We start from the raw sequence: 24,336 nt of genomic DNA, 5'->3' as shown, positions 1-24,336 counted from the left end.
GTCAGGCGTGGATCGTGAGGTAGCCGCAGCCCTCGTCGAGTACCCGGCCGGTGCGGGCGAACTCGGCCCAGACCCGGCGTACGGGACGACCGGCCGCCTCGACCTCGGGGCCGGTGAGCCCCTCGACGAGCGGGGAGGCCTCCCAGACGCCGTGGTGCGGGAAGAGCAGCGCCAGGTCGATGGTGTGGGCGCCGACCACGCCCGTGCCGGGCGCGCCCCACGAGAGCGTGTAGCGCGTCGCCCGACCGCCGGCGGTCCGGTGGCGTACGACGAACCGGCGCGCGTCGCGGGAGTAGATCCGCCAGGTCGTGGCCTTGACGACGGCCTCGACGAGCAGCCGCGCCACCGGCACCCGGGCCAGGCGGGCCAGCGGCGGCACCTCGGAGACGAAGAAGCTGCTCTCGCGGCTGTTGGTGCCGATGAGCACCTCGACGTCGGGTGCGGCGGCTGCCCAGGCGGCGTCGAGGTCGTCCTCGGCCGGCAGCGGGGCGTGGCCGTACTGGAGGCCGAACGGCATCCCGGAGATGAGCCCGAACGACCGGGCCCGGGCGTTGATCCGCCCGTAGTGGGTGACGATCTCGCTCGCCGGGGCGTCGGCGGGGATCGAGCCGGCCTCCTCGGCCATGGCGGCCGACATCGCCGCCCGGCCGCGGGTGATGCCGAGCGGGGCGCTCTGCAGGATCGCGCGGCGGAACAGCCCCGTCGCCCCGTCGGCCACCATCAGGTGGGCGATCGCGTCGGCCCCGGCGGACTCGCCGAACGCCGTCACGTTGTCGGGGTCGCCGCCGAAGCCGGCGATGTTGCGTCGTACCCAGCGCAGGGCCTCGATCTGGTCGAGCAGGCCGAGGTTGGCCGGATGACCGTCGGGAGTGCCGAGGTAGCCGAACAGGCCAAGCCGGTAGGTCACCGACACGACCACGACGCGCTCGTCGCGCACCAGCACCGACGGGTCGTGGATGGGGGCGTCGCCGGCACCGTTGACGTAGGAGCCACCGTGCAGGAACACCATCACGGGGAGCTTGTCCCCGGGGCCGTCCGGCGACGGAGCGTCGACGGGCACCGTCACCGACAGCCGCTGGCAGTCCTCGTCCTCCTCGACGTCGCCGAACCCGAGCGGGAACATCCGCTCCAGCAGCGGCGAGCCGGCCTGCGGGCAGCCCGGCGCCCACGTGGTGGCGTCGATGCCCTCGGCACTCGGCGGCTCCGCCACCGGGGCGGCGTACCGCTCGGCGCGCGCGTAGCGGATGCCGGTGGCGCGTACGACGCCCTCGTCGTACCAGCCGCGCACGACGCCGGCGTCGCAGGTGAACTCGGGTGCAGCGGCGCTCATGCGAGCGGGTAGCCCTGCACGAACTCGGTCAGGCGCTTGAGCTGGTCGGGGTCGGTCGAGGGGATGACGCCGTGACCGAGGTTGAAGACGTGACCGTGGGCGGCGCGGCCGGCCTCGATCACCTCGGCCGCGCGCGCGGTCATCACCTCGGTGGGCGCGAAGACCAGCGTGGGGTCGAGGTTGCCCTGGACGGCCCGCTCGCCGACCTGCGGGATCGCCGTGCTCAGCGGGGTGCGCCAGTCGACGCCGACGACGTCGGCCCCGGCCTCGCCCATCGCGCCGAGCAGGTTGGAGGTGCCGACCCCGAAGTGGATGCGGGGTACGCCGAGGGTGCCGGCGTGCTCGAGCACCCGGGTCGAGTGCGGCATGACCGCGGTGCGGTAGTCGTCGGGCGTGAGCGCGCCGGCCCAGGAGTCGAAGAGCTGGACGGCCGAGGCCCCGGCCGCGACCTGCACCTCGAGGTAGGCCGCGGCGATGCCGGCGATCTTGCGCATCAGCGCGTCCCACACGTCGGGGGCGCCGAACATCATCGCCTTGGTCTTGGCGTGCTCCTTGGACGGACCTCCCTCGACGAGGTAGGACGCCACGGTGAACGGCGCCCCGGCGAACCCGATCAGCGGCGTCGGGCCAAGCTCGGCGACCAGGCCGGCCACGGCCTCGGAGATGAAGGGCACGTGGTCGGGGGTCAGGTCGGGGATCGCCTCGACGTCGGCGAGGGTGCGCACGGGCAGGGCGACGACCGGTCCGACCCCCGCGACGATGTCGAGGTCGACGCCCACGGCCTTGAGCGGCAGCACGATGTCGGAGAAGAAGATGGCCGCGTCGACGCCGTACCGGCGCACGGGCTGCAGGGTGATCTCGACGACCAGCTCGGGTCGCATGCACGACTCGAGCATGCCGACGCCCTCGCGCAGCTTGAGGTACTCGGGCAGCGAGCGGCCCGCCTGACGCATGAACCAGACCGGCGTGTGCGGGACCGGCTCACGACGCGCGGCCTTGAGGAAGGCACTGTCGGCGAGTCCGGGATGAGCGTCAGGAGGGAGGGCCACGCCGCAAGCGTGCCACCCACTCGGGCGTGTCCCTGGATCGGATCCCCCGGCACAGACCTAGTGTGGGTCCCATGGTGGTGCGGCAGGAGTCGAGCGCTGCGCCCGCGGAGTTCCGCGCGGCGGTCGCCGCGATGCGCGCGGCCGTGCTGCGCCCGGAGGTCCTCTGCGAGGAGATGCCGGCCCCGCAGCGCATCGCCCCCTACGCCTCGGCCCTGTCCGCCGACGTGACCGTCGACGGCGTCGACGTCGGCACCGGGCGGATCATCCTGCTCCACGACCCCGACGGCAACGACGCGTGGGACGGCACGTTCCGCTGCGTCGCCTACGTCCGCTGCGAGGTCGAGCTCGAGCTCGTCGCCGACCCGCTGCTCGCCCACGTCGGCTGGTCCTGGCTCGTCGATGCCCTCGAGTCCCACAGCGCCGACCACGTCCAGGCCTCCGGCACCGTCACCCGGGTCGCGACCGAGTCGTTCGGCGGCATGGCCGACGACGGCGGCACAGCCCAGATCGAGGTCCGTGCGTCGTGGACGCCGGTGCTCGGACCCACCGGCCTCGACATCGTCCCCCACGTCGAGGCCTGGGGCGAGCTGCTCTGCACCGCCTCGGGTCTCGAGCCGGTGCCCGACGGGGTCACCGTGCTGCCCAGCCGCCGCGGTCAGCGGGGCGCCCCCGTCCGATGACGTCCGACCCCAGCGCCACCCCCGAGACCCCCGACAGCGCCGACCCCGGCAGCGACCCCGGCAGCGACAATGTCGTCGACGACGCCCCCGAGGTCGTGGAGCCCCTGGCCGACCTGCTCGTCCTCGCCGACGGCGTACCCCCGCTGACCGAGACGGCGGCCGCGCTCGCCGAGGTGTGCGCCGACCTGGCCGCCGGCACCGGTCCGGTCGCGATCGACGCCGAGCGGGCCTCGGGCTACCGCTACTCCCAGCGTGCCTACCTGATCCAGCTGCGCCGCAACGGCAGCCACACCGCGCTGATCGACCCGATCGCGTTCGACTCGCTGGCGCCGCTCGCCGAGGTGCTCGAGGGCACCGAGTGGATCCTGCACGCCGCGACCCAGGACCTGCCGTGCCTCAACGAGATCGGCCTCTACCCCTCGGCGCTGTTCGACACCGAGCTGGCCGGCCGGCTGCTCGGCTACCCGCGGGTCGGGCTGGCCACGCTGGTCGAGACGCTGCTGGGCTTCCGGATGAAGAAGGAGCACTCCGCGGCCGACTGGTCCACGCGACCGTTGCCGCAGGCCTGGCTCGAGTACGCCGCCCTCGACGTCGAGGTGCTCGTCGAGCTGCGCGACCGGCTGGCCGCCGAGCTCGAGGAGACCGGCAAGGCCGAGTGGGCGCGCCAGGAGTTCGAGGCGCTGCGCTCGTTCAAGCAGACCCCGCGTACCGACGCCTGGCGTCGCGTCTCCGGGCTGCACCGGGTCCGCGGACGCCGGTCGCTGGGCGCGGTCAAGGCTCTGTGGGAGACCCGTGACGACCTGGCCGCCCACCGTGACGTCACCCCGGGCCGGATCATCCCCGACGCCGCGATCATCGCCGCGGCCGTCGCACTGCCGACCGACCGGGCCGAGCTGCAGGAGGTCAAGGGGTTCCACGGGCGTGGGGCCGACCGCTACGGCGCCCGCTGGGTCGAGGCGCTGGAGCGCGTGGCCGCCCTGGAGGAGGACGAGCTCCCCAGCCGCTCCCCCAAGGGCGACGGACCTCCCCCGCCTCGTGCGTGGGCCGAGAAGGACCCGGTGGCCGCGACCCGCCTGCAGCTGGCCCGCGACGCCGTCGCCGCGCTCAGCGAGCAGCACCACCTGCCGGTCGAGAACCTGCTGACCCCCGACGTGCTGCGTCGCACGCTCTGGTCACCGCCCGCGACCCGCGACGCCGGCGACCTGCTCGACGGCGTCGTCGACCAGCTCACCGCGATGGGTGCCCGGGCCTGGCAGGTCGCGCTCACCGCACCGGTCATCACCACCGCGGTGCTGCAGGCCGACGCCCTGGCTGCGGACAAGGCTGCCGCGAAGGCCGCCGAGAAGGCCGCCCAGCGGGAGGCCGACAGGTCCGACCTGCCCGCCGAGGCCGAGCCTCAGGACGTGGGCGACTCCGACGGCGAGGGCGTGTAGTCGGGGTCGAGCACCGACCGCGACGCCTCGTCGATCTGCTCGGCCAGCCCCGCGGTGTTGACGACCCCCACGCTGAGCAGCAGCTCGGACAGCAGCGGCCCGACCGCGTCGTCGAGGCCTGCGACGTCGTCGACCAGCGGCAGCAGCGCCAGCTGGTCGACGCTGGCGTTGAAGACCCCCGCGTGGGCGGGCTCCTGGTCGGGCTGCAGGAACGCGTCGGAGCGGGCCACGGACAGGTTGGCCGGGACCACCTCGCCGGACTCGGCCAGGGCCTGCGTGGACTCGTCGGAGATCAGGTGGACCAGGAGGTCGGCGGCCTGCTGGACGTGCTCGCCGGGAGCGATGCAGAGCCCGCTGACCTCGCCGACCGTGGCCGGACCACCGACCTGCGGCATCGGCATCACGTCGAAGTCGAGCCCGTCGACCTTGCGCAGCTCGGGCACCAGGTCGCGGTAGCCCTCGATCATCCCGAGCTTGCCGGCCTCGAAGTAGTCGAGCGGGTCGCCCTCGGCGAGCTGGTCCTCGTCGAGGGTGACGGTGGCGTCGCGGAGCACCGGCAGGATCGTGCCGAGCGTGTCGAGGTTGTCGCTGCTGCTGAACGCGAGGGACCTGGGGTCGCTGTCGTCGTCGTAGAGGCTGCCGCCGCCGGAGAGCAGGAACGGCGCCAGGCTCGGCAGGGTCGGGGAGATCGACACCCCCCGGTTGTCGCCCGCGCGGCTGGCGTAGGTGGCCGCTGCGCTGAACTCGTCGAAGGTCCACCCCTCGACCGGGTCGGCGGGGGCCGGCAGCCCCAGCTCACGCATGTCGTCGAAGTCGATGAGGTCGGTGTTGTAGTAGATGACCATCGGTGAGACCGCCGAGGGCATGCACTGCAGGTCGTCGTCGACCGAGAACGCCTCGATCGCGGTCTGGGCGTAGTCGTCGCCGTAGCTGATGTTGCGGTCGGCGAGCAGGTCGAACAACGGCACGTTGCGCTTGGCGTCGATCACCGAGGCGAGGTCCTCGCGGGCCACCAGGTAGACGTCGGGCGCGGGGGCCCCCTTGTCGAGAGCGGCGTTCATCGCGGCGTTGGTGGGCCACGAGCGGAGCTTGACCTGCACGCTCTTGGCCGTGGCGTTGTAGCTGTCGACCATCGACTGGTAGGCCGCCACCACGGCCGAGCTGCCGAACACCCCCAGCGTCAGGTCGACCGTGCCGGTCGACGGTGCCGGCTCGGGGTCGGCGTCGTCCTGGCAGGCGGTCGCGAACGACGCCAGGAGAGCCAGCACCGGGACGATCGCGAGCCGTCGGCTCCAGCGTCGTCTCATCGTGCTCCTCGGGTCGGTGGGGTGCGGCTGCGGTGTTACTGACCGTTCGGACTTCTAGCCTGCGCTTCAAAGCGCATGGAACAAGTCGCAACGGTCGGTAACAAGCCTGCTGCGTCCGGCGCGCGCCACCCTACCGAGGTGAACGACAGGAGAAGGATCCTGGTGGAGTCGAGCACGTCGGACCGGGAGCGCCTCACGGCGCATGGCCGCTCGTGGCGGCTTGTTGTGGGACCCGGGGCTGCCGCGGCCCGACGTGCTCGACCTGGTCAACCGTACTCCGGGCCCGGCTGTTCCGCACCCGGCCGGACGCGTGGTGCGCGCTCAGGCGAGGCGGCCGTCGAGCTCGAGGCGGGCCGCGGCCTCGAGCTGCTCGGCCAGGCCGAGCATCCGGCGTACGTCGGCGTCGCTGGGCTCGGTGAGGACCGCGCGGCCGGTGGCGACGACGCGGGCGAAGGCCGAGGCGCGCAGGAGCACGTCGGCGAAGTCGCCGGTCGCGATGCCGCGCAGCACGTGGTCGACCATGGCCCGCAGCTCGTCGGGGCCCGGCGGGTCGGCCACGCCCGCCACCACCTCGGCGACGGGCACGCGGCTGCGCCCGGCGTCGTACTCGTGGGAGGCCCGCACGGGCTCGCGGTGCACCCAGGAGCGCAGCACGAACAGGCGCCACAGGCACCCGGCGAGGGAGTCGGCCGGCGAGCCCGCCCACACCTCGGCGATGGTCTCGATGCCCTCGGAGTCGGCGAGGTGGAGCAGCCGGTCGGCGACCCCGGCGTCACCGGAGCGCTCCGCGCCCCGCACGAGCACGGTGGCCGCCCGGTCAGCGGCCTCGGTCACCAGCGCCGGGTCGGTGCCGCCGCCGAGGTCCTCGAACCAGCTGGCCCGGAACGGCGCGGGCTTGTGGTGCGGTCGCTCGGTCATCGGGCCAGCCTACGAGGAGGGGTCCGTGGCTTCGAGGCTCGCTCCGCTCGCACCTCAGCCGACGGACGGCACCCCACGTCGGCTGAGGTGCGAGGAGCCCCGGCGACGAGCCTCGAAGCCACCGCAGCCGCAGGGCCGACCGTCAGGCCAGGGCCTTCCTGATCCGCTGGTCGCTGACCGGGCCGTCGGTGCCGAGCTGCTGGGCCCACAGCGAGACGCGGTACTCCTCGAGCATCCAGCGCACCTGGCGCAGCCGCTCGTCGGGCGGCCGGCCGTCGGGCAGCGCCGCGACCCGGTGGGCGTAGGCGTCCTGCAGCTGGACGACCTGGTCCATCAGCTGGCGGTCCTTCTGGACGCCGGGGCCGACCAGGCGCTCACGGCGCTGCTCGAGCGCGCGCAGGTAGACCGGGAACCGGCGCAGGCGTCGCGCCCCCGCCTCCCCCACGAAGCCGCGCTCGACGAGCCGGCCGAGCTGGGCCTTCATGTCGGTCAGCGCCGGCAGCTGCGCCATGTCGGCACGCCCGCCGAGCGCCTTGTCGGCACTGCGCCAGCGGTCGAGGACGACGAGCACGTCGCCGACCGTGGCCCGCACCGCCGCCTCGTGCTCGCGCGCGGCCTCGGCGACGAGCGCGGCGAACGCCGCCTCGTCGCGCACCTCCTCGTGGGCGTCGACGAGGTCCGACAGGACCGCGACGCGGCAGTCGGCGAGCAGCTCGGCGACCGAGGGGTACGGCGACCCCGCGAGCCCGAGCTTGTCCAGGTTGCTCAGCGAGCCGAGCACGCGCGAGGTGGGGTCGGGCACGGCCAGGGTGAGCAGCCGGCGTACGCCGAGCCGGTGGCGGGCCGCGGCCTCGTCGCGGGAGCCGAACACCCGCAGGCCCACGGTGCCGGCGGACGCTCCCTCGTCGACGAGCCCGGGGTACGCCGTCACCTCGTGCCCCGCCCGGCGCTCGGTGATCTCGGGCGCGACGGCCCCGAAGGTCCAGGAGGTCTGCCCGGTCGCGGACAGCCCGCTGCCGCTGGCGACCTCGTCGAGCGCGGCGGCAAACTGCGGGCGCAGCGGCGCCTTGAGCGCCTCGAGGTCCTTGCCGCGGGCCTGCTCGGCGCCGGTGTCGTCGAGGACGCGGTAGGTGGGGCGCAGGTGCTCGGCGACCTTGGTCCAGTCCCAGGCATCGCGCGGCACGACGATGCCGGCGGTGGCGCGACACCAGCGCTCGAGGGCGTCGAGCAGCGGCTCCTCGCCGGCCGGCGTCTCGCGCAGGAAGGCCCGCGCCCGGTCGGGGGCCGGCACCAGCGCGACGCGCAGGCTCTTGGGCAGGCTGCGGATCAGGCTGGTGACGAGCTCCTCGCGCAGCCCCGGCACGTTCCAGGAGAAGTCGTCGTCGCCGACCTGGTTGAGGGTCGCGACGGGCACGTCGATGGTGAGACCGTCGTCGGCCGCGCCCGGCTCGAAGTGGTAGCTGATCGGGAAGGTCAGGCCCTCGCGCGCACCCGCCCACGCGACGGGGTAGTCGTCCTCCTGCACCGCGCCGGCGTTGTCGTGGGTGAGGATCTCGAGGGTGAGGTCGAGCAGGTCGGGCCGCTTCTGCCGCTCGTGCTTCCACCAGGTGTCGAAGTGGGCGCCGCTGACGACCTCGTGACCGACCCGGGCGTCGTAGAAGTCGAAGAGCGTGTGCTCGTCGACGACGATGTCGCGGCGGCGCGCACGGTGCTCGAGGTCCATCGCCTCGTCGAGCAGCTCGCGGTTGCGCGTGAAGAACTTCTGCCGGCTGTGCCACTCCCCCTGCACGAGCGCGTGCCGGATGAAGATCTCCCGCGCCACCGAGGGCGCGACCTTGCCGAAGCTGACGAGCCGGTCGGCGACCAGGGGTACGCCGTAGAGCGTGACCTTCTCGTGGGCGAGCACCTGGGCCCGCTTCTTGGACCAGTGCGGCTCGGAGTAGGTGCGCTTGACCAGGTGGGCGCCGAGCCGCTCGGCCCACTCGGGGTCGATCGCGGCGTTCTGGCGGGCCCAGAGCCGCCCGGTCTCGACGAGCTCACCGGCCATCAGGAAGGGCGGGTTCTTCTTGTGCAGCCCGCTGCCGGGGAAGATCGCGAACCTCGCGCCGCGTGCGCCGACGTACTCACGCATCGGCTTGCGCCCGGCGCTCTTGGGGCCCTTGGCCTCGTCCCGCTCCTCCAACAGACCCACGTGGGAGAGCAGCCCCGACAGCAGCGCCTGGTGGATGCCGTCGGCGTCGGGCGCGTCGGCGGGGGTGCCGACCTTGATGTCCATCTCCTTGCAGACCTGGCGCAGCTGGGACTCGAAGTCCTGCCACTCGCGCACGCGCAGGTAGTTGAGGTACTCGCGCTTGCACATGCGCCGGAACGCACTGCTGCTGAGCTCGGTCTGCTGCTCGCGCAGGTAGCGCCACAACGCCAGCCAGGACAGGAAGTCGGAGCCCTCGACCTTGAACCGCGCGTGCTGCTGGTCGGCCTGCGGGCGCTGCTCGGCAGGTCGCTCCCGCGGGTCCTGCAGGCTGAGCGCCGCCGCGATCACGATCACCTCGCGCACGCACCCGAGCCGCTCGGCCTCCAGGATCATCCGGGCCAGCCGCGGGTCGATCGGCAGCCGCGCCAGTCGACGTCCGACCTCGGTCAGCCGCGGCCCGTCCTGCTGGCGCCCCCGGCGGGATAGTCCCTGACGTAAATCAGCCTTCCGGCCCCGAGAGCCTTGATTTACGTCAGGGACTATCCCGCCGTCGGCGGTGGTGACCGCGCCCAGCTCCTCCAGCAGCTGTACGCCGGCCTGCACGTTGCGCTTGTCGGGCGGCTCGACGAAGGGGAACCGGGCGACGTCGCCGAGGCCGAGCGAGGTCATCTGCAGGATGACCGAGGCCAGGTTGGTGCGCAGCACCTCGGGCTCGGTGAACTCGGGGCGCGCCTCGAAGTCCTGCTCGGAGTAGAGCCGGATCGCGATGCCGGGCGCGACGCGTCCGCAGCGGCCGGAGCGCTGGTTGGCCGAGGCCTGGCTGATGGGCTCGACCGGCAGGCGCTGCACCTTGGTACGCACGGAGTAGCGCGAGATGCGGGCGACGCCGGTGTCGATCACGTAGCGGATGCCGGGGACGGTCAGCGAGGTCTCGGCGACGTTGGTGGACAGGACCACCCGGCGACCGGAGTGCGACGCGAACACCCGGTGCTGCTCGGCCGCCGAGAGCCGGGAGTAGAGCGGCACGATCTCGGGGCCGCGGTCGCCGAGCGCGGTGGACAGGGCATCGGCGGTGTCGCGGATCTCGCGCTCACCGGGCAGGAAGACCAGCACGTCGCCCGATCCCTCGGCGCCCAGCTCCTTGACCGCCTCGACGATCGCCTCGGTCTGGTCGCGGACGATCGGCTCGCCCTCCTCGTCGTCCTCCAGCTCGTCGACCAGGGGCCGGTAGCGGACCTCGACGGGGTAGGTGCGGCCCGAGACCTCGACCACGGGTGCCGGCCGTCCGTCGACGGCGAAGTGCTCGGAGAAGCGCTCGACGTCGATGGTCGCCGAGGTGATGACCAGCTTGAGGTCGGGACGACGGGGCAGCAGCCGCTTGAGGTAGCCGAGCAGGAAGTCGATGTTGAGGCTGCGCTCGTGGGCCTCGTCGATGATGATCGTGTCGTACTTCTTCAGCTGCCGGTCGCGCTGCAGCTCGGCGAGCAGGATGCCGTCGGTCATCACCTTGACCTTGGTCGCGCGCGACGTCTTGGCCGTGAACCGCACCTGGTAGCCGACCAGCTCGCCCAGCTCGGAGCCCAGCTCGGCGGCGATCCGCTCGGCGACGCTGCGCGCCGCGATCCGTCGCGGCTGCGTGTGGCCGATCCGCTCGCGGCCGAGCTCGAGGCAGATCTTCGGCAGCTGGGTGGTCTTGCCCGACCCCGTCTCACCGGCGACGATCACGACCTGGTGGTCCCGGATCGCCTCGGCGATCTCGTCGCGCCGCTGGCTGACCGGGAGGTCGGGCGGGTAGGTGATGAGTTTCGCGACCGCCGACTCGGACATAAGACGACCATTCTGCCCGGTCGTGTCGAGCGACTTCGACGGCGTACCGTCCCGGCCGTCGGCTAGCGTCCCGCACGACCCCATCCCGAAGGAGAGTCCACCCATGGGCTTCATGGACAGCATCCGTGGCGAGTTCATCGACATCGTCGAGTTCCTCGACGACAGCCGGGACACGCTGGTGTGGCGGTTCCCGCGCCACGACAACGAGATCAAGAACGGCGCCCAGCTGGTCGTGCGGGAGGGCCAGATCGCCGTCTTCGTCAACGAGGGCGAGATCGCCGACGTCTTCACGCCGGGGACCTACACGCTCGAGACCCAGAACCTGCCGATCCTCTCGACCCTCAAGGGCTGGAAGTACGGCTTCGACTCCCCGTTCAAGGCCGAGGTCTACTTCGTCGCGACCCGCCAGTTCACCGACTTCAAGTGGGGCACCCAGAACCCGGTCACCCTGCGCGACGCCGAGTTCGGCATGGTCCGCCTGCGCGCCTTCGGCACCTACGCGCTGCGCATCGTCGACGGCGGCAAGCTGCTCAAGGAGCTCGTCGGCACCGACCCGCAGTTCCGCACCGAGGAGGTCGCGGAGTTCCTGCGGCAGTCGATCGTCTCCCAGCTCGGTACGGCGCTCGCGAAGGCCGGCGTGCCGATGCTCGACCTGGCCGCCAACCAGCAGGGCATCGCCGACCAGCTCGCGCTGACGCTCACCGAGCAGCTCGCCCCGATGGGCATCTCGATCCCGCGGTTCGTCATCGAGAACATCTCGCTGCCGCCCGAGGTCGAGGCCGTCCTCGACAAGCGCACCTCGATGGGCGTGCTCGGCAACCTCGACCAGTACGCCAAGTTCCAGGCCGCGACCGCGATCGGCGACGCCGCCAACAACCCCGGTGGTGCCGGTGAGGGCGTCGGGCTCGGCGTCGGCGTCGCGCTCGGCCAGCAGATGGCCAGTGCGCTCGCTCCCCAGGCCTCGCAGCCGGCCGCCCCCGCGGCACCGGCTGCCCCCACGGCCCCCGCGGCCCCGCCGCCGGTCCCGGTCGCCTCGTCGGCGTTCTTCCTCGCGATCGGCGGCCAGCAGGTCGGCCCTCTTGAGCGCGACGCGATCAAGGACAAGATCACCGCCGGCGAGGTCACCCGCGAGACGCTGGTCTGGCGTGACGGGATGGACGCCTGGACCCCCGCTGCCGACGTCGCCGAGGTCCGGGCGCTGTTCGCGGCGACCCCGCCGCCGCTCCCGCCCGCCGTGCCGCCGGCCGCCGCTCCGCAGCCGCCGGACGAGGGCACCCCGCCGCCCGTCCCGCCGACGGCCTGAGGACGGGTCCGTGACCGACAGCCCCACCGTCCCGCCGGTCCCACCGGTCCCGCTCAGCGCGGTCTGCCCGAGCTGCGGCGCGCAGACGGCGTACTCCCCCGGCACGACCGTGCTGCGCTGCGGCTCGTGCGGCGCGGAGCAGCAGATCGACGCCGAGCACCTGACCATCAAGGAGCACTCCTACGACGAGTGGCAGGCCAAGCACGGTCAGTCGCAGGTCGCCGCGCTGACCGCGGCGGTCGAGCTCAAGTGCCGCAACTGCGGCGCCCAGACCGAGTCGACCGACGTGGCCGGTGCGTGCGGGTTCTGTGGCGGCGCCCTGGTCGCGACCCAGGCGCCCGAGGGCGTCGTGCAGCCCGAGGCGGTGGTGCCGTTCAAGGTCGACCGCAACGCCGCCCGCGCCCACTTCCAGGAGTGGGTCGGCTCGCGTCGCTTCGCCCCCAACAGCCTGAAGAAGGTCGGCTCGACCGAGGGCCTCAAGGGCACCTACATCCCGCACTGGACCTTCGACGCGCAGACCGGCACCGACTACGAGGGCAAGCGGGGCGACTACTACTACGTCACCCGGACCCGCACGGTCTCCGATGGCAAGGGCGGCACCCGCACCGAGACCTACCAGCAGCGACACACCCGCTGGTCGGACCGCTCCGGCCACGTCAGCCGCGCCTTCGACGACGTGCTGATCGTCGCCAGCCACCACGTCGAGCGTGAGAAGCTCGAGAAGATGGGCCCCTGGCAGCTCACCGAGGCCAGGCCCTACCAGGACGAGTACGTCACCGGCTACTCCGCCCTGCGCTACGACGTGACCCCGGCCGCCGGCGCCGAGGAGGCCCGCAGCGTCATGCGCGAGGTCATCCAGGAGGACGTCGAGCACGACATCGGCGGCGACGAGCAGCGCGTCAACGACATGGACGTCACCTACGCCCAGGCGATGTTCAAGCTGGTGCTGATGCCGCTGTGGATCGCCAGCTACGTCCACGCCGGCAAGACCTTCCAGGTGCTCGTCAACGCCAACACCGGCAAGGTCGTCGGCGACCGCCCCTACAGCCCGATCAAGATCGCGCTGGCGGTGACCGCGGCGCTGGTCGTGATCGGTGCGATCGTGGCGATCGTGCTGCTCAACCGGTCCTGACCCCGGTGGGAAATTCTCCGCCGCGGCGGTGAAACTCGCGCCTCCACGACGAAACTTCGTCGAGGGTGTGGGAATTTCACCGCTTCAGCGGTGAAACTCCCAAAGCCCTCCCCGACCCGCTTGCGCTAGAACACGTTCTACTTCCATGATCAGCGCGTGAGCGACGAGCAGCAGTACGACGTCATCGTGGTCGGCTCCGGGGGCGGCGCGCTGACCGGAGCGGCGGTCGCCGCCCGGGCCGGCCTGTCGGTCCTGGTGCTGGAGAAGACGGCGCTGCTCGGCGGCACCTCGGCCTACTCCGGTGGGGCGTGCTGGCTGCCGGGGACGCAGGTCCAGCAGCGCGCCGGGATCCCCGACTCGACCGAGGGCGCCCGCGCCTACCTCGACACGATCCTGGCCGACCCCGACGAGCCCGCCACCCGGGCCAAGGTCGAGGCGTTCCTGGCCCACGCTCCCGAGCTGGTGGCCCAGCTCGAGGCCGACGAGGCCATGGAGTTCGAGTGGCTGCCGTTCCCGGAGTACTACGACGCGCCCGGTCGGGTGCCGTTCGGGCGATCGATCCAGCCCACCACCATCAAGCGCGACGCCCTGCCCCCGCTGATCGGCGAGCTGGTCCGCCCGCCGGTCGAGCTCGACCGGGTCGGGGCGCCCGGCCGCCGGACCCTGAGCGGCGGGCAGTCGCTCATCGGGCGGCTCGCGGCGATCGTCGTGCGCGAGGGCGGCATCCTCCGCACCGGTCACGCCGTGGTGGACCTGCTGACCCGAGGAGGGGACGCGCGCGTCGTCGGCGTCCGCACGGCCGACGGCCTCGAGCTGCACGCCCGGTTCGGCGTCCTGGTCGCGGCCGGCGGGTTCGAGGGCAACGCCGCGCTGCGCGCCGAGCACGGCGTGCCGGGCGCCGTCGCCTGGAGCATGGCGCCGCGCGATGCCAACCTCGGCGAGGCGATCCGGGCGGCCCTCGCCCTCGGGGCCGCCGCGGACTTCAGCGCACTGGGCTGGTTCTGCCCCGGGCTCGAGCAGCCCGACGGCGGCGGCTCGTTCACCCTGGGCTTCCGCAGTGGTCTGATGGTCGACCAGACGGGACGGCGCTACGCCAACGAGTGCCTGCCCTACGACCGCTTCGGCCGCGAGATGGCGAAGGCTCCCGACCGGGTGCCGTCGTGGTTCGTCTTCGACTCCCGCGAGGGCGGCCGGCTGCCGGCGATCGCGATGCCCGAGGGCGACCCGGCCGCCCACCTCGAGGCCGGCACCTGGCTGCGCGCCGGGTCGCTCGACGAGCTCGCCGGGCTGATCGGCGTACCGGCGGACGCGCTCGCCGCGACCGTCTCCCGCTTCAACGGGTTCTGCGCCACCGGCGTCGACGCCGACTTCGGCCGCGGGACCGACGAGTACGACACGTTCTTCACCGGTGGCGGCGGCCCCGACGAGGCCCTCGTGCCGCTCGACCAGCCGCCCTACTACGCGGCCCGCTTCGTGCTGTCCGACCTCGGCACCAAGGGCGGGCTCGTCACCGACCCCGCCGGCCGGGTGCTGCGCGAGGACGGCTCCGCGATCCCCGGCCTGTACGCCGCCGGCAACTCCTCCGCCTCGATGTTCGGCGGCGTCTACCCGGGGCCGGGCGCGCCGCTCGGGTCCGCGATGGTCTTCGCCAGCCTGGCCGTGCGCGACCTGGCCCGTTCCGAGGGTTGAGGTGGATCAGGTGTCGGTGCCGCCGGAGGAGCCGTCCGCCGACGCATCGGGCTGCACGTCGTCCTGGGGGGCCGTGCCGGGCGGCACACCAGCGCCCGGCTGCACGCCCTGACCGGGCTGGACCCCACCCGGCTGCCCGCCCTGGTTCTGCTGGCCCTGGTTCTGCCCGCCCTGGTTCTGCTGGCCCGGGAAGCCCTGTCCGGGCTGGAAGTTCTGGCCGCCGCCGGGACCGCCGAAGCCACCGCGCCCGCCCGGGCCCTGCTGCTGGTCGGCACCGTCGCTGACCGCACCGAGGGCGACGCCGCCCAGGCCGCCGAGGACCAGTGCGGCGAGCGCCACCGCGGCGACCGCGCGCAGACCCAGCACCCGGTGCCGCAGGCCGCGCGGCCCCTCGGGCGCCACCGCCGCGACCGGGGTCTCGGTGAAGGTGGCCGTGTCGTGGGACGGGCGCGAGCCTGTGGGGACGGGAGAGGACGGCGGGGCGTCGTACGGGTCCGGGGGCTGCGGGGCGATCGGCTGGGTGTCGTTCATGCCCCCGACTCTGGGCGAGGACCCTGTGCGCGACCTGTGCCCCCGATGGGCGGGACCTACCAGTTGGCAAGAGCCCGTTCTCGTCATGTGCAGCCGTCGCGCCCCGCTTACGGTCGCCCGGTGAAGATCACGACACCCGCTGCCCTCGCCCTCACCGCGGCCGCCCTGGTGGTCGCCTCCTCGACCGCCGGCTACGCCGGCGCCCGGTTCGGGAGTGCCGACATCAGAGACGGCTCGCTGACCAGCATCGACATCAAGAACGGGTCGATCAGCGTCGGCGACCTCACCCCGGGCACCATCCGCAAGCTCGACGTCGGCCGGGCCTACGCCACGGTGACGCGGGTCGAGACGGCGACCGGGCTGGTCACCAGGCTCGACCCCCAGCGCACCTACGGCTTCAGCAAGCTCAAGCACGCGACCGAGGGCACCGGCACCTGGTGCCTGGTGCCGTCGCCGGGCGTGGACCTGTCACACAGCGCGATCCTGGTGTCCGCCGACTTCTCCCTCAGCATGAGCATCCCGACCGTGCTGTGGGTCTCCGACGGCAGCTCGTGCGCCAGCAAGGAGATCGAGATCCACACCACGACCTGGGCCGGCGACGACGAGCCGTCGCCGTCCGACGACGTCGCCTTCCAGGTCCTCGCCTCCTGAGCCGGTGACCGCGCGGGCTGACAACGGCCCGCGAGGCCACGCACAGCAAACCCACAGACAGCCCGGTCACAGTGGCCCCATGGCCGCCTCCGCTAGTCCCGCCCTCACCCGCCCCGACGGCTCGCCGGTGCGCGTGCTCGTGGTCGACGACGAGGTCAACATCGCCGAGCTGATCTCGATGGCCCTGCGCTACGAGGGCTGGCAGGTCTCGGCGGCCCACACCGGCACCAAGGCGGTCGCGGCCGCCAAGGAGCTCAAGCCCGACGCGGTCGTGCTCGACATGATGCTGCCCGACTTCGACGGCCTGGAGGTGCTGCGCCGGATGCGCGGCACCGACCCCGACGTGCCGGTGCTGTTCCTCACCGCGCGCGACGCCGTCGAGGACCGCATCGCGGGCCTGACCGCGGGGGGCGACGACTACGTGACCAAGCCGTTCTCGCTCGAGGAGGTCGTGGCCCGGCTGCGCGCGCTGATGCGCCGCTCCGGTGCACAGCAGGCCGCCGAGTCGTCGGTGCTCGCCGTCGGCGACCTCACGCTCGACGAGGACAGCCACGAGGTCGCGCGCGACGGCGAGGAGATCTCGCTGACCGCCACGGAGTTCGAGCTGCTGCGCTACCTGATGCGCAACCCGCGCCGTGTCCTCAGCAAGGCCCAGATCCTCGACCGCGTCTGGAACTACGACTTCGGCGGCCAGGCCAACGTCGTCGAGCTCTACGTCTCCTACCTGCGCAAGAAGATCGACGCCGGTCGCGAGCCGATGATCCACACCATGCGCGGCGCTGGCTACGTCCTGAAGCCGGCTGCCGGCCAGTGAGCACGCCGTGAGGATCCGTCCGCCTCGCTCGCTGACCTCGCGTCTCGTCGTCACCGCGGTGCTGCTCGTCGCGATGGCCGCGCTGCTGCTCGGTACGGCGACCACGCTGGCCATGCGGGGCTACCTGGTCGGACAGCTCGACGACGAGATCCAGAAGTCGTTGGGGCGCGCCGAGTTCGGACGGGGCGACCCGTTCTTCGGCACCGAGAGCGGTGCTCCCGAGCCACCGCCCGACGGTGACGGTGACGATCGGCCCAGCGGCAGCGCGCGCGGTCAACGGGTCGGCACGATCACCGCCTTCTTCTACGCCGACTACGACGGCGGGACGGGTGTCGTCCTCGCCGACCGCGCCGGCGGGGGCGCCGTACCGCAGCCGCTCACCCAGAAGGCCCTCGACGTGCTCGACGCGGTGCCCGACGACGGCGACGTGCACGCCGTCGAGGTACCGGGCCTCGGCGACTACCGGGTGGTCTCCCAGGGCGACGGGGACGGCGGCAGCGCCACCGTGGTCGGCCTGCCCACCGAGGAGGTCGACGAGTCGGTCACCTCGCTGGTGCGGCTCGAGCTCCTGCTGGCCCTGGCCGCCGTGCTGATCGCCGCGCTCGCCGCGCGCACCGTCGTACGACGCCAGCTCCGGCCGCTGCGCGAGGTGGCCGAGACGGCCCACACCGTCGCCGGCCTGCCGCTGGACTCCGGCGAGATCGGGATCACCGAGCGGGTCCCGGGCCATCTCACCGACGAGCGCACCGAGGTCGGCCAGGTCGGCTCGGCGCTCAACACGCTGCTGGCCCACGTGGAGACCTCGCTCGACGCGCGCCACGAGAGCGAGCAGCGGGTGCGGCAGTTCGTCGCCGACGCCTCCCACGAGCTGCGCACGCCGCTGACGACGATCGCCGGCTACACCGAGCTGGCCCGGACGCGACCCGACGACGCCGAGGCCGCCGCGACCGCCCTCGCCAAGGTCGCCGACGAGTCCAAGCGGATGACCGCGCTCGTCGAGGACCTCCTGCTGCTGGCCCGCCTCGACTCCGGACGCCCGCTCGAGCGCGCCCCGGTCGACCTGACCCGCCTGCTGCTCGAGGCCGTGTCCGATGCCCGGGTCGTCGCGCCCGACCACCGCTGGCGCCTGGAGCTGCCCGACGAGGCGGTCGAGGTGACCGGCGACGAGCAGCGGCTGCACCAGGTCGTGACCAACCTGCTGACCAACGCCCGCAAGTACACCCCCGCCGGCACCACCGTCACCGTGAGCGCTCGTCCGGGCGGGTTCGGGGTCCACGACGACGGCCCCGGGTTCGCCCCCGAGCTGCTGCCGCACGCGTTCGAGCGGTTCGCCCGGGCCGACGCGGCGCGCCACCGCGAGGGGGGCGTGGGGCTCGGGCTCGCGCTGGTCGAGGCGATCGTGACCGCCCACGGCGGCACGGTCACCCTGTCCAGCGTGCCGGGCGACACGCGGGTCGACGTACGACTCTGACCCCGCAGTTCACCAGCGCACCCCTGGAAGCCGCAGCCACACGGACAGAGGCGACGACTGTTGAACGGATGGACTGGTGTCGAGCGCCGACGCACACGAGTCAAAGCATGTATGTCCGTTCGACCACGGCGGAGCATCTGCGTGCATCGCGACTCTCAGACCTAGGTCGAAGGTTCGTGCCGTGTGATGACTCGAACCTTCGAGCTCGTCGAGCGGTCGTCGTGAACTTGAGTCTCGCGACATCGTGCACGCTCCGCGCGGCCTTGTCGGGCGGAGCCCGCAGCGCGGCCCGAACTCGTCGGTCCGCTCATGACGGACTACCGATTCCTAGCGCGAGTCCTGGTGGACGTATTCAGAACCGAGACATAGGACGAGCAGTCGTGTGGCAGCACGCGACGTCCGGTGCTTGACCGCATGCAGCGCGGTCGCCAGGACGCCCGCGCCGACATAGGAAAGCGACGCTCACCACCGGCCACGCACTCGGTACTCCATGGAAACGTGGCGCCGACCCCGATTGTCAGACAATCGGGGTCGGCCCCTACAGTGGACGACGACCCAAGGGAGGGATCACATGACCGCCACCACCGAGACCACGGCCGCCGCCTCGTCGGCCCGCACCGCGCCCGAGTTCGACCGCGCCGAGGCCCGCACCGCGCACAACTACCACCCGCTGCCGGTGGTGGTCGCCCACGCCGAGGGGGCCTGGATGACCGACGTCGACGGTCGGCGCTACCTCGACCTGCTCGCCGGCTACAGCGCCCTCAACTTCGGCCACTCCCACCCGCGCCTGCTCGAGGCCGCCCACGCACAGCTCGACCAGCTCACGCTGACCAGCCGGGCCTTCGTGCACGACCAGTTCGCCGACTTCACCGCCAAGCTCGGCGACCTGTGCGGCAAGGACCTCGTGCTGCCCATGAACACTGGCGCCGAGGCCGTCGAGACCGCCGTCAAGGTGATCCGCAAGTGGGGCTACCGGGTCAAGGGGATCCCCGCCGACCAGGCCGAGATCATCGTGGCCAGCGGCAACTTCCACGGCCGCACCACCACCATCGTCGGCTTCTCCGACGACCCCGACGCGCGCGACGACTTCGGCCCGTTCGCGCCCGGCTTCGTCACCGTCCCCTACGGCGACCTCGCCGCCCTCGAGGCCGCCATCACGCCCCACACCGCCGGCATCCTGGTCGAGCCGATCCAGGGCGAGGGCGGCGTGGTCATCCCGCCCCACGGCTACCTGCGGGGCATCCGCGACCTCGCGACCGCCCACGACGTGCTCTTCGCCGCCGACGAGATCCAGGCCGGCCTGGGCCGCACCGGCCGCACCTTCGCGTGCGACCACGAGGACGTCGTCCCCGACCTCTACGTGCTCGGCAAGGCCCTCGGCGGCGGCATCGTCCCCGTCTCGGCCGTCGTCGCCGACCGCGACGTGCTGGGCGTGCTCCAGCCCGGCCAGCACGGCTCGACCTTCGGCGGCAACGCCCTCGCGTGCGCCGTCGGCTCCGCCGTCGTCGACCTGCTCGCCACCGGCGACTTCCAGCGTCGGGCCGACGAGATGTCGGTCCTGCTGCGCGAGCGCCTCGAGGCGATGATCGGGCACGGCGTCGTCGGCGTCCGTGTGCGCGGCCTGTGGGCCGGCGTCGACATCGACCCCGCCGTCGGCACCGGCCGCGAGGTCTGCGAGCGCCTGATGGCCCGCGGCGTCCTGGCCAAGGACACCCACGGCTCCACGATCCGCCTGGCTCCCCCGCTGGTCGTCTCCGAGGACGACCTCACCTGGGGTCTCGACCAGCTCGCGGCGGTCGTCGGCCAACGCTGAGACAACACTCACCGAACGCTCCTCCAACGCGCGGAGCGGCCCGCCGAACACTTCGGCACGACTCGGTGAACTCCCTTCCGGCGAGACCCCGCACGGCGTTTCGTTGACCAGGCTGGGCCCATGCACGTGCCCACTCGCCTCACCGCGCTCCGCCCGACGCTCCGCCGCGTCCCGCCCCTCGCCGTCCTGCTCACCGCCACCGCAGCCCTCTACCTGTGGGGACTCGGCTCCTCCGGCTGGGCCAACGCCTACTACTCGGCGGCCGCCCAGTCGGGAGCGGAGTCGTGGCGCGCCTTCTTCTTCGGCTCCTTCGACGCGGCCGGGTCGATCACTGTCGACAAGCCCCCGCTCGGCGTGTGGCCGATGGCGCTGTCGGTGCGGATGCTCGGGCTGTCGTCGTGGTCGATCCTGCTGCCCCAGGCGCTGATGGGGGTGGCCACGGTCGCGATCGTCCACCACGGCGTACGCCGGGCGACCGGCTCGAGCCCGGCCGCGCTGCTGGCCGGGGCGACGTTCGCACTGACCCCGGTGGCGGTGCTCATGTTCCGGTTCAACAACCCCGACTGCCTGCTGGTCCTGCTGCTCGCCGGCGCGGCCGTCGCCACGCTCCGCGCGCTCGACAGCCCGCGCGCGGTCTGGTGGGTGACACTGGCCGGATCGCTGGTCGGGCTGGCGTTCCTGACCAAGATGCTGCAGGCCTTCCTGGTGCTGCCGGCGCTCGCGCTGGTCTACGCGCTCTTCGCCGTGGCGCCGTGGCGCCGGCGGGTCCTGCACCTGCTGGTCGCGGTCGGCGCGACCGTCGTCGCGGGCTCCTGGTGGGTCGTGGTGGTCGAGCTGTGGCCGGCGTCGTCGCGCCCCTTCATCGGCGGCTCGCAGCACAACTCGGCCCTCGAGCTCGTCCTCGGCTACAACGGGGTCGGTCGCCTCACCGGCGCGCAGACCGGCGCGGTCTCGGGCCCGAAGGGCTGGGGCCACAACACCCCGCTGCGGCTGTTCGACCCGGGCTCGGGGGGCCAGGCGTCCTGGCTGCTGCCGGCCGCCCTGGTGCTGGCGCTCGCGGCCCTGTGGCTGAGCCGCGGGACGGTCACGCGCGCCCGTCCGGCGCTGGTGCTCTGGCTGACCTGGACCGGCGTCACCTGGGCCGTCTTCAGCCTGATGAACGGCATCTTCCACGACTACTACACCGTCGCTCTCGCCCCGGCCGTCGCGTCGCTGATCGGGATCGGCGCCCACGTCGTGTGGGAGCACCGCGCGCACGCCCACGCGACCTGGGCGTTCGGTGCCGCCGTCCTGGTCACCGGCCTGCTCGCCCTGGTGGTCCTGTGGCCCCAGCGCGGCTGGATCCCCTGGCTGCCCTGGCTGGTCGGCGCCCTGGTCGGCGCCGCCGTGTGGCGGGTCCTGGTCGCGCACCGTCGTGCGATCCCGGTCGGGGTCGGCTTCGCCGCGACCGCGCTGCTGGCGGCGTACGTCGGGCCGGCGGCGTACTCGGTCGAGACCGCGTCGACCCCCCACACCGGCGCCGTCCCGCACGCCGGCCCCGGCGGGGGCTCCGGGCCGTCGTACGCCGAGGACCCCGTCGGCGACCTGCTCACCGTGAGCTCCTCGCCGCCCGACCTGACGCGGCTGCTGGTCCGCCACGCCGACGACTTCACCTGGGTCGCCGCCGTCACCGGCGCCAACTCCGCCGCCGGGTTCCAGCTCGCCACGGACCGCCCGGTGATGCCCGTGGGCGGCTTCAACGGCACCGACCCCAACCCGACCCTCGCCCACTTCCGCCGACTGGTGGCCGACGAGCGGATCCACTGGTTCGTCGCCGGCGGTGGGCGCTACGTGCCCGAGGACGGCGGCGAGACCCAGCCGGTGACCCGCACCGGCAGCAACGACGCCGTGCGCATCGAGCGCTGGGTCTCCCGGCACTTCACGCCGCAGGTCGTCGACGGCGTGGTCGTCTACGACCTCACCTTCGTGACCACGCCGCTGACGCCCTCACAGGTGCCTGACAGGTAACCCGCACCGTCGTCCCAGTCCCGGCTCGCACCATCGAGCCATGACGACGATCGCCCCCGACCGCCCCCACCTGGCCGACGCCGAGCCCGACCCCGCACCCACCTCGGGGCGGACCCCACGGCGGTCGGTGCGCCCCGCGACGGCGGCGTACGTCGCGCTGCTCGCCGGCACCGGCGTGCTCTACCTGTGGGGCCTGGGCGAGTCGGGCTGGGCCAACTCGTTCTACGCCGCGGCCGCGCAGGCCGGCTCGGAGTCGTGGAAGGCGTTCTTCTTCGGGGCCTCCGACGCCGCGGGCTCGATCACCGTCGACAAGCCGCCGCTGGCCCTGTGGCCGATGGCGCTGTCGGTGAGGATCTTCGGGCTGTCGTCGTGGTCGATGCTCGTGCCGCAGGCGCTGATGGGGGTCGGGTCCGTGGCCGTGCTCGTCGCCCTGGTCCGCCGCGCCACCGGCAGTCCCTGGGCGGGTCTGCTCGCGGGGTTCGCCCTGGCGACCACGCCGGTGGCGGCGCTGATGTTCCGGTTCAACAACCCCGACGCCCTGCTGACGCTGCTGATGCTCGGGGCGGCGTACGCGTCGTTCCGCGCGGTCGGCTCCGAGCGGGCACTGCGCTGGCTGCTTCTCGGCGGTGGGCTGCTCGGCCTGGCGTTCCTCACCAAGACCCTGCAGGCGTTCCTGGTGCTGCCCGGCTTCGCCGTGACGTACGCCGTCTTCGCCACCGTCTCGTGGCGGCGTCGGCTCGGTCACCTGCTGGCCGCCTTCGGCGCCATGGTCGCCGGCGCCGGCTGGTGGGTGGCGATCGTCGAGCTCTGGCCCGCGTCGTCGCGGCCCTACATCGGCGGCTCGCAGACCAACGACTTCCTCGAGCTGACCTTCGGCTACAACGGCTTCGGCCGCCTCACCGGCGACGAGGTCGGGTCGGTCGGTGGCGGGGGCGGCGGCGCAGGTGGCGGTGGCATGTGGGGCTCGACCGGGCTCTTCCGGCTCCTCGGCACCGAGAACGGCGGCGGGATCGCCTGGCTGCTGCCCGCCGCGCTGATCCTCGGGGTCGCCGCGCTCTGGGCCGGGCGACGCCCGGTCAAGGTGGCGGCGTCGCTGATGCTCGGCTGGCTGGTGGTCACCGCGGCGACCTTCTCGTTCATGGCCGGGATCTACCACGCCTACTACACCGTCGCCCTGGCTCCCGCGATCGCCGCGTGCGTCGCGCTCGGCGCGTGGGCCCTGTGGCAGCGCCGCGAGTCGCTGGTCGCCGCGGGCGTCCTGGGCTTCACCGTCGCCCTGACCCCGGCCTGGTCGTTCGTGCTCCTCGACCGCACGTCGGACTACCTGCCCTGGCTGCGCGGCGCGGTCGCGGTGCTGGGGTTCGCCGCCGCACTCCTGGTCGTCGGTGCCCGGCACCTGCCCCGCGTCGTCGCCGGCATCGTCGCGGCGGTCGCCCTCATCGCTGTGCTCGCCGGGCCGACGGCGTACGCCGTCTCGACGGCGAGCACGCCGCACACCGGCTCCATCCCGAGCGCGGGCCCCGCCTCGGCCGGGGGCATGGGAGGTCCGGGCGCCACCATGCCGGGGGGTGGAGCAGGTGGCGTCGGCGGGCTGCTCGACGGCTCGACCTCCACGACGGCCCTGACCACGCTGCTGCTCGAGGACGCCGACTCCTACGACTGGGTCGCCGCCACCGTGGGCGCCAACTCGGCCGCGGGCTACCAGCTCTCCACCGAGAGGTCGGTGATGCCGATCGGCGGCTTCAACGGCAGCGACCCGAGCCCCACGCTCGCGCAGTTCCAGCAGGACGTCGCCGACGGCCGCATCCACTACTTCATCGCCGGGGGCGGCGGGCTCGGTGGCGGGCGGGGCGGCATGGGCGGCGGCATGGGGGGCGACTCGGAGATCTCGACCTGGGTGGCGGCCACCTATCCCGCACAGACCGTCGACGGGGTCACCGTCTACGACCTGACCGGGTCCGCCTGATCGCGCGACGACGGGCCCGCACGTAGAGCAGGATCGCCGCGGCCGCCACCAGCGCGCCGGCGACCGCCACGACCCGCTCGGCTCCTCCGATGTCGTCGCCCGTCAGGGCGTAGGCCACCGGGACGAGTCCCAGCGCCACCAAGGCGGTCACCCAGCCCACGAGGGACTGGTGCTCCATGCCGTTCATCGACGGGGTCGGGACACCGGAGGGCTCGGAACAGGGC

General features: G+C 73.1%; 18 protein-coding genes. 11 read left to right on the top strand and 7 right to left on the bottom strand.

Annotated elements, in window-relative coordinates; genetic code table 11:
- Position 1: 1 nt before the first annotated feature.
- Both FJQ56_RS21090 and hemE read right to left on the bottom strand, forming a co-directional pair.
- A complete protein-coding gene (locus FJQ56_RS21090; RefSeq protein ID WP_140011591.1) occupies positions 2-1,330 on the bottom strand; it encodes a carboxylesterase family protein in 1,329 nt (442 codons plus the stop codon).
- Positions 1,327-2,379 carry a uroporphyrinogen decarboxylase gene (hemE, locus tag FJQ56_RS21085; protein ID WP_140011590.1) on the bottom strand — a complete coding sequence of 351 codons (1,053 nt, stop codon included), beginning with the start codon at positions 2,377-2,379 and terminating at the stop codon, positions 1,327-1,329. Before hemE ends, FJQ56_RS21090 begins: the two co-directional genes overlap by 4 nt.
- Before the next feature lie 71 nt (positions 2,380-2,450).
- Between hemE and FJQ56_RS21080 the strand changes: the two genes are divergently transcribed.
- Complete coding sequence (locus FJQ56_RS21080; protein ID WP_140011589.1) at positions 2,451-3,059, top strand: DUF3000 domain-containing protein; 609 nt, start codon at positions 2,451-2,453, stop codon at positions 3,057-3,059.
- The gene (locus FJQ56_RS21075; protein ID WP_140011588.1) at positions 3,056-4,492 is read left to right on the top strand and encodes a ribonuclease D; all 1,437 of its coding nucleotides are present in this window, start codon (positions 3,056-3,058) and stop codon (positions 4,490-4,492) included. Before FJQ56_RS21080 ends, FJQ56_RS21075 begins: the two co-directional genes overlap by 4 nt.
- Here FJQ56_RS21075 and FJQ56_RS21070 read toward each other — a convergent pair.
- The 3 genes from FJQ56_RS21070 to hrpA form a co-directional block, all read right to left on the bottom strand.
- Positions 4,456-5,799: an ABC transporter substrate-binding protein gene (locus FJQ56_RS21070; RefSeq protein ID WP_140011587.1), complete on the bottom strand. Its 1,344-nt coding sequence runs from the start codon at positions 5,797-5,799 to the stop codon at positions 4,456-4,458. The genes FJQ56_RS21075 and FJQ56_RS21070 overlap by 37 nt on opposite strands.
- A 321-nt stretch (positions 5,800-6,120) precedes the next feature.
- Positions 6,121-6,717, bottom strand: coding sequence for a hypothetical protein (locus FJQ56_RS21065; protein ID WP_140011586.1), 597 nt, complete (start codon positions 6,715-6,717; stop codon positions 6,121-6,123).
- Between the two features lie 142 nt (positions 6,718-6,859).
- On the bottom strand, positions 6,860-10,735 hold the full coding sequence (hrpA, locus tag FJQ56_RS21060; protein WP_211351292.1) for an ATP-dependent RNA helicase HrpA: 3,876 nt from the start codon (positions 10,733-10,735) through the stop codon (positions 6,860-6,862).
- Positions 10,736-10,838: 103 nt separating this feature from the next.
- Here hrpA and FJQ56_RS21055 point away from each other — a divergent pair, with 103 nt between their 5' ends.
- The 3 genes from FJQ56_RS21055 to FJQ56_RS21045 all read left to right on the top strand — a co-directional run bounded on the left by FJQ56_RS21055 (position 10,839) and on the right by FJQ56_RS21045 (position 14,859).
- On the top strand, positions 10,839-12,038 hold the full coding sequence (locus FJQ56_RS21055; protein ID WP_140011584.1) for an SPFH domain-containing protein: 1,200 nt from the start codon (positions 10,839-10,841) through the stop codon (positions 12,036-12,038).
- Between the two features lie 10 nt (positions 12,039-12,048).
- Positions 12,049-13,170, top strand: coding sequence for a hypothetical protein (locus FJQ56_RS21050; RefSeq protein WP_211351290.1), 1,122 nt, complete (start codon positions 12,049-12,051; stop codon positions 13,168-13,170).
- A 156-nt stretch (positions 13,171-13,326) separates the two neighbouring features.
- Positions 13,327-14,859: an FAD-dependent oxidoreductase gene (locus tag FJQ56_RS21045; protein ID WP_140011583.1), complete on the top strand. Its 1,533-nt coding sequence runs from the start codon at positions 13,327-13,329 to the stop codon at positions 14,857-14,859.
- Between the two features lie 6 nt (positions 14,860-14,865).
- On the opposite strand, the gene FJQ56_RS21040 is transcribed toward FJQ56_RS21045, so the two are convergent.
- Complete coding sequence (locus FJQ56_RS21040; protein WP_140011582.1) at positions 14,866-15,390, bottom strand: hypothetical protein; 525 nt, start codon at positions 15,388-15,390, stop codon at positions 14,866-14,868.
- 120 nt (positions 15,391-15,510) lie between these two features.
- On the opposite strand from FJQ56_RS21040, the gene FJQ56_RS21035 reads away from it, so the two are divergent.
- The 6 genes from FJQ56_RS21035 to FJQ56_RS21010 all read left to right on the top strand — a co-directional run bounded on the left by FJQ56_RS21035 (position 15,511) and on the right by FJQ56_RS21010 (position 24,112).
- A complete protein-coding gene (locus FJQ56_RS21035) occupies positions 15,511-16,041 on the top strand; it encodes a hypothetical protein (RefSeq protein WP_140011581.1) in 531 nt (176 codons plus the stop codon).
- A gap of 79 nt (positions 16,042-16,120) precedes the next feature.
- Complete coding sequence (locus FJQ56_RS21030; RefSeq protein ID WP_140011580.1) at positions 16,121-16,855, top strand: response regulator transcription factor; 735 nt, start codon at positions 16,121-16,123, stop codon at positions 16,853-16,855.
- Positions 16,856-16,862: 7 nt separating this feature from the next.
- Positions 16,863-18,326, top strand: a complete 1,464-nt coding sequence (locus tag FJQ56_RS21025) for a sensor histidine kinase (RefSeq protein WP_246084289.1) — start codon at positions 16,863-16,865, stop codon at positions 18,324-18,326.
- 571 nt (positions 18,327-18,897) lie between these two features.
- Positions 18,898-20,139: an ornithine--oxo-acid transaminase gene (rocD, locus tag FJQ56_RS21020; RefSeq protein WP_140011579.1), complete on the top strand. Its 1,242-nt coding sequence runs from the start codon at positions 18,898-18,900 to the stop codon at positions 20,137-20,139.
- Between the two features lie 120 nt (positions 20,140-20,259).
- The gene (locus FJQ56_RS21015) at positions 20,260-22,146 is read left to right on the top strand and encodes a glycosyltransferase family 39 protein (protein ID WP_140011578.1); all 1,887 of its coding nucleotides are present in this window, start codon (positions 20,260-20,262) and stop codon (positions 22,144-22,146) included.
- 40 nt (positions 22,147-22,186) lie between these two features.
- The gene (locus FJQ56_RS21010; protein ID WP_140011577.1) at positions 22,187-24,112 is read left to right on the top strand and encodes an ArnT family glycosyltransferase; all 1,926 of its coding nucleotides are present in this window, start codon (positions 22,187-22,189) and stop codon (positions 24,110-24,112) included.
- Here the strand turns inward: FJQ56_RS21010 and FJQ56_RS21005 are convergent.
- The gene (locus FJQ56_RS21005; protein ID WP_140011576.1) at positions 24,081-24,290 is read right to left on the bottom strand and encodes a hypothetical protein; all 210 of its coding nucleotides are present in this window, start codon (positions 24,288-24,290) and stop codon (positions 24,081-24,083) included. The two genes, FJQ56_RS21010 and FJQ56_RS21005, sit on opposite strands and share 32 nt — an antisense overlap.
- Positions 24,291-24,336: the final 46 nt, after the last annotated feature.

Source organism: Nocardioides plantarum, assembly GCF_006346395.1.
In the GTDB taxonomy this organism is placed as follows: Bacteria; Actinomycetota; Actinomycetes; order Propionibacteriales; family Nocardioidaceae; genus Nocardioides; species Nocardioides plantarum.
This window is presented reverse-complemented; position numbering and strand designations above follow the sequence as displayed.